This window comes from Brevundimonas sp. (assembly GCF_036676055.1).
GTDB lineage: Bacteria > Pseudomonadota > Alphaproteobacteria > Caulobacterales > Caulobacteraceae > Brevundimonas.
On sequence record NZ_JAKFDS010000033.1, the window covers coordinates 1 to 4,170 of the forward strand.

At 73.9% G+C, this 4,170-nt stretch carries 6 protein-coding genes; 3 read left to right on the forward strand and 3 right to left on the reverse strand.

Annotated elements, in window-relative coordinates:
* The coding region (locus tag V6M45_RS06145) for a hypothetical protein (RefSeq protein ID WP_442880550.1) at positions 1 to 208 on the reverse strand (208 nt) is incomplete at its 3' end.
* 243 nt (positions 209 to 451) lie between these two features.
* Here V6M45_RS06145 and V6M45_RS06150 point away from each other — a divergent pair.
* A complete protein-coding gene (locus tag V6M45_RS06150) occupies positions 452 to 1,003 on the forward strand; it encodes an OmpA family protein (protein WP_332654759.1) in 552 nt (183 codons plus the stop codon).
* Between the two features lie 58 nt (positions 1,004 to 1,061).
* Here the strand turns inward: V6M45_RS06150 and V6M45_RS06155 are convergent, their stop codons facing one another.
* Both V6M45_RS06155 and V6M45_RS06160 read right to left on the reverse strand, forming a co-directional pair.
* Positions 1,062 to 1,796: a hypothetical protein gene (locus tag V6M45_RS06155; RefSeq protein WP_332654760.1), complete on the reverse strand. Its 735-nt coding sequence runs from the start codon at positions 1,794 to 1,796 to the stop codon at positions 1,062 to 1,064.
* Positions 1,793 to 2,296 carry an RNA polymerase sigma factor gene (locus V6M45_RS06160; RefSeq protein WP_332654761.1) on the reverse strand — a complete coding sequence of 168 codons (504 nt, stop codon included), beginning with the start codon at positions 2,294 to 2,296 and terminating at the stop codon, positions 1,793 to 1,795. The genes V6M45_RS06155 and V6M45_RS06160 overlap by 4 nt, the downstream gene beginning before the upstream one ends.
* A 119-nt stretch (positions 2,297 to 2,415) precedes the next feature.
* Between V6M45_RS06160 and V6M45_RS06165 the strand changes: the two genes are divergently transcribed.
* On the forward strand, positions 2,416 to 3,750 hold the full coding sequence (locus V6M45_RS06165; RefSeq protein ID WP_332654762.1) for a S8 family serine peptidase: 1,335 nt from the start codon (positions 2,416 to 2,418) through the stop codon (positions 3,748 to 3,750).
* A gap of 101 nt (positions 3,751 to 3,851) precedes the next feature.
* Positions 3,852 to 4,170: hypothetical protein (locus V6M45_RS06170; RefSeq protein ID WP_332654763.1), on the forward strand; the 319-nt coding region annotated here is incomplete at its 3' end.

Sequence of the window (4,170 nt, forward strand, 5' to 3'; positions counted from 1 at the left end):
CGGGCTCCGGCGCGGGGGGGGGCTCGGGCGGCGGGGGCGGCGGCGGCCGGTGCAGGCTGACAACGATCGGCGGGGGCGGCGGCGGGACGAGGATTTCCGGCCCGTCCCGGTCGGCCGTCAGCAGGAGGGCGAGGATGCCAAGATGCACGGCCAGACTGCCCGCCACAGCCGCGCCCGCCGCCAGTCGCCGACGGCGGGATTTCAGCATTCCCCGATCTGCGTTCGGTACTGGCATAGACTTGTTCCAGTGCAGCCGCCGACTTGCGTCGTAGCCTTGCAGATCACTCACTCGCGTCAGGATCGTGGCGACCCGCGTTCTCTCTGGTTGTGCTTATGGTCAAGCTGACATTTTCTCGCCCCGGACAGGACATCACAGCGCCGCTTCGGCTCAGCTAGCTGGAGGCTCGGGGACAAAAACGGAAGTGGCGACCCCCCACTCAGGAGACTCACCTTGAACAGATCGACTTTCAGGACCGCGGCCCTCACCGGCGCGGTGCTCGCCCTCGGCTTCACGGCCAGCGGCTGCGCCAGCCACCGCTTCGTCCGTGACAACATCGCCGTCGTCGACACGCGCGTCACCGGCGTCGAAGGCACCGCCGGCCAAGCGCTGGAACGGGCCAACGCCGCCCACAAACTCGCGGAAGGCAAATTCCTCTACGAGGTCGTGCTCTCGGACGACTCGATGAAATTCCCGACCGACGAGGACGCCCTGTCGCCGGAGGCCGAGGCCCGGCTGGCGGAGCTGGTTCAGCGGCTCAAGGCCGAGAACCGCAACGTCTACCTCGAGATCCAGGGCCACACCGATTCGGTCGGCGACGAGGACTACAACGAGCGCCTGGGCCTTGCCCGGGCCGAGGCGGTGCGCCGCTTCCTCAGCCGCGACGGCATCGCCCTCAACCGGATGGCGACCATCTCCTATGGCGAGGAAGCCCCGGTGGCCTCCAACGAGACCCCTGAAGGCCGGGCCCAGAACCGGCGCGTGGCGATCGTCGTCCTGAGCTAGACCCGAAGGAGCGGCCGCCCGCCTCCCCGGGCGGCCGCTTCCGGATCGTTCCCCTACCCTATCGCCAGCCGGCGTCGCGGACCTGCGCCTCGGCCCCGGCGTCGAGGCTCTCGTCGGCGATGAGGGCGTCGACGGCGGCGAGGACGGCCGGCGGGGTGTCGGCCGCGGCGGTGCGCACCTCCCCACCCGAGGGCTTGAACGGAGCCAGGGCCTCGAGGCGCCAGGCGTCGTCGCTGCGGCAGGCCAGACCCGCCACCCGTGCCTCGCCGGACTGGAAGGTCCGGCACCAGCGGCCCGCGCCGTCGCGGAAGGTCAGGCCGACCGCCCGGCCTTCGGCGTCCGCGCCGTCGGCGGCGAGGCCGCGATCCAGCACCCGCACAAGGTCCGCATCGGCGAGGCCGCCGTCAGCGGCCACGGCGAAGCCTTCCGGGGTACGGTCCTGCCCCAGCCAGCCAATCGACAGACCCAGCACGAAGCTGGCCGCCGCGACCGCCCCCCAGACCGGGGCGTGGCGGGGCGCGAAGGCCGCGCGGACGGCGTCCGCCCAACGTCCTCTCCCCCGCCCGGACGGGGCTGCGCCCGCCATGATCATCCGCGCCAGTTCGGCGTCGCGGGGGTCCGGCGCGGCGGGAAAGGCCTCGCGCGCCAGCGTCCGCAGTCCGCGCAACTGGTCCAGCCGCCGCGCCAGCGCCGGATCGGCGGCGGCGGCTGCGTCTATGGCGGCCCCCGCCTCGGGCGTCAGTTCGCCGTCGACCCGGCGCATCAGGATTTCATCGTCAAAGGAACCGGTCATGCGCTCACTCCCTGTTCGGTCAGGGTCTGGATCAGGGTCTGGCGGCCGCGCACCAGCCGACTGGTCAGGGTGCCGGCGGGAATGTCCAGAACCTGGGCCGCCTCGGCGTACGACAGGCCGTCGACCAGCACCAGCGCGACGGCCAGCCGCTGGTCCTCCGGCAGCCGGCGCAGGGCGTCGCGCACCGCCAGGGCGTCGACCCGCAAGCCCTCATCGGCCTGGGCGGCGTCGGCGACGTTCGGGGTCGCGGCGTCCTCGGGCGTCACCACCCTGCCCCATCGGGTTTTCGAACGGCCCTCGTCGATATGAATCCGCCTCATGATCGTGAAAGCCCAGCTGTCCAGCCGGGTGCCCGGTCGAAAGCCGCCGCGTCTGGCGAGGGCGCGCTCCACCGTGGCCTGCACCAGGTCCTGGGCGTCGGCGTCGGAGCGGCAGATGGCGCGCGCGAAACGGCGCAGCCTCGGCAGAAGCGCCACCAGCTCCGTCTGAAACCCATCCAAGCGCGCACTCCGGTCATGAGGATGAAACGTCCGGGCCCAGGCGTTTCATCCCTGAACCACCCGGCCATTGTCGCATCGACGCCAATGGCCTTTGATCAATTGTCCGAACGGAGCAACCGGTGTCGATACGCATTCTCGCCACGGCGGCCCTCGCGGGGCTGTCGGTTCTTCTGGCCGCCGCGCCCGTCGCCGCCCAGATCGGCCTGCCCGGCGGCCTGCCCGGCGCGCCGACCCTGCCCGGAAGTCTGCCAGACCGCCTGCCGGCCGGCGTCGACCGGCTGCAGGACGGGCTGCGCGGCCGTGTCGACGGTGCGCTGCAGGCCCCGGCCCGGTTACGGGAACTGATCCGGCGGTCGGACGGCGCCCTGGAGGCCGATCCGTTGGGCTGGCCCGTGGTGCGGGCCGAGATCGTGGCGGTCGATCCATCGCCCGGCGGCCGCCGCGCCGCGCTGGACGCCGGCTTCACCGTCGTGCGCGAGGAACGGCTCGAGGGACTGGACCTCGCGGTCGTGGTGCTGGCCCCGCCCCCTCGCCTGCCGCTGGGCCGGGCGCTCGAGCGGCTGCGCGACCTCGACCCGGACGGGACCTATGAGTTCAACCACGTCCACAGCCCGGCCGGAGCGGTGGCCGAGACGGCGGCCCCGGCCCGGACACCTGCCGCCCCGAACGGCGCCGCCCCCGCGAGGCAGACTCGCGGCGCGCGCATCGGACTGATCGACACCGGCGTCGACGCGCGCCACCCGGCTCTGTCGGGCCTCGCCATTCGCCAGCGCGGCTTCGCCGGGCCGGACAGGGCCGGCGCCCATGGCACGGCTGTGGCCTCCCTGCTGGCGGGGCGGTCGGGGGCCTTCTCCGGCGCGGCTCCGGGCTCGTCCCTGTTCGTCGCCGACGTCTATGGCGGATCGCCCTCGGGCGGCGCCTCGACGGGCGTCGCCCAGGCCCTGGCGTGGATGGTCCAGAACGATGTGGCGGTGATCAACGTCAGCCTGGTCGGGCCGCGCAACGCCCTGGTCGAGGCGGCGGTCCGCCGGGCCCACGGCCGCGGCGCGCTGATCGTCGCCGCGGCGGGCAACGACGGCCCGGCCGCCCCGCCCCTCTATCCGGCCAGCTATCCCGATGTGGTCGGCGTCGTAGCGGTGAACGCCCGGGGCCGGGCCCTTCCCGAGGCGGCCCGGGGCCCCCAGGTCGACTTCGCCGCCCCCGGCGCCGACATGGCGGCCGCCGGCCAGGGAGAAGGCTATGTCTCGGTGCGGGGGGCTTCGTTCGCCGCCCCGCTGGTGGCCGGCTTGCTGGCGCGTCGGCGGGGACAAGACGATCCGGTCCGGGCGCTGGCCGCCGAGGCCCGCGACCTCGGAGCCCGGGGCCCCGATCCGGTCTATGGCCGCGGCCTCGTCGCCGCCGACCTGCGCACAGCCCCCGGGGCCGTGGGCGCTCGCGGGCGGCTTTCGCGATAAAATTCCGGAGCGATTTTCGTCAGGGCGGATGAATCGCGGACGCCCGGTCGTTTGATCCTGCGAGGGCGGCTTTCCGCCCGCGTCATTGCAGGAGAGACGAGATGCGCAAGACCCTGATGCTGATGACCACCGCGGCCTTCACCGTGGCCCTGGCGGGCGCCGCCAACGCCCAGGTTCTGGGCGGCTCGGGCGGCCTCGGAGGCGGCCTGGGCGGCGGACTGGGCGGCCAGGTCGGCGGCCTCGGCGGCCAGCTGGGCGGCAATGTCGCCGGCGGTCTGACCGGTTCAGTCGATGGCTCCTTCGCCCGCGACCGCGTGGGCGAGACCACCGCCCGGGCCGACCGCCTGCGCGAACGGGCCGAACGCCGCGCCGAGCGCGCCCGCGCCCGCGCGGCCGCCGAGGCGGAGCGGACGCGGGCTC

Excerpts from the sequence above, each read along its gene's own strand:
- V6M45_RS06155 (WP_332654760.1), bottom strand. The coding sequence starts at position 1,796 with ATGACCGGTTCCTTTGACGATGAAATCCTGATGCGCCGGGTCGACGGC.